This is a genomic window from Vulcaniibacterium gelatinicum, assembly GCF_008033445.1.
Classification (GTDB): domain Bacteria; phylum Pseudomonadota; class Gammaproteobacteria; order Xanthomonadales; family Xanthomonadaceae; genus Vulcaniibacterium_B; species Vulcaniibacterium_B gelatinicum.
Window position 1 is genome coordinate 1 of the sequence record NZ_VNKO01000040.1, and the last position, 1,159, is coordinate 1,159.

General features: G+C 66.6%; 1 protein-coding gene. It reads left to right on the forward strand.

Annotated features, from left to right (window positions below; all coding sequences use genetic code 11):
• Window positions 1–65 precede the first annotated feature (65 nt).
• Window positions 66–1,159 (forward strand): ISL3 family transposase (locus FPV26_RS12545; protein WP_147654209.1); only part of this gene is annotated, 1,094 nt, incomplete at its 3' end.

The following is a 1,159-nucleotide window of genomic DNA, read 5'->3' on the forward strand; positions in this document are numbered from 1 at the left end:
GCCTCTTTTGAATTCCGAGTGGATGCCGGGCAGGATTCGGCTCTCCTTATCTGAGCCCTGACCCCATGGACGAGAGGCTGCTTTTCGCGTCGGCCCTCAATCTGGCCCAGCCTTGGTACGTGAGCGGTACGCGCTTCGATGCCCAGGCCAGGTCGTTGACGATCCTCATCGATTTCACTGCGGGCAGCCGCTTCGCGCACCCTGCCGCATCGGGGCAGCACCCGGTGCATGACACCCAGATCAAGCGCTTCCGGCACCTGAACTTCTTCGAGCACGAGTGCTTCCTCGAGGTGCGCGTGCCGCGGATCAAGCTGCCGGACGGGCGGGTGCTGCTGGTCGAGCCGCACTGGGCCGGCAGGCTGTCCGGCTTCACGCTGCTGTTCGAAGCCTTGGTGCTCACGCTGTGCCGGCAGATGCCCTTCGCCGCGGTCGCGCGGCTGGTGGGCGAGTCCTGGCATCGCGTGCACGCGATCTGCGCGCGTTATGTCGAGCTGGCGGTGGACGAATTGGACTTGTCGGCGACCAGGGCGCTGGCGATCGACGAGACGTCCTACCGGCGTGGCCACACTTACCTGACGCTGGCCGCGGATGCCGAGCAGCGCAGGGTCGTGTTCGTGACCGAAGGGCGTCGTGTTGAGGCAATCGCCGCGCTTGCCGGGCACCTGGCCGCGCATCAGGCCACCCCCGGGCAGATCGAATCGGTGAGCATCGACATGTCGCCCTCCTATATCCGCGGCGTCACCGATCACCTGCCCAATGCGCGCATCACCTTCGACAAGTTCCACGTCATCGCCCAGGCCTCCCTCGCCCTGGATCGCACCCGCCGAGCCGAGCAGAAGAGCGATCCGGCCCTCAAGGGCCTGCGCTGGGCCCTGCTCAAGGATCGCGACCGCTTGCCGCGCGAACAGCGCGGCGAACTCGATGCCCTGATCGCCGCCGCCACCAGCAAGCGCACCGCCCGCGCCTGGCTGTATCGCGAGAACTTGCGCGAGATCCTCGAGCGCAAGCAGATCAACGTGGTCGCCGCGCTGCTCAGGCAGTGGTGCACGAACGTCATGCGCTCCAAGGTCGAGCCGATGAAGGACGTCGCGCGGATGATCCGCAAGCACTTCGACGGCATCCTGGCCTGGAGCCAGACCCGCCAGACCAACGGCTTCCT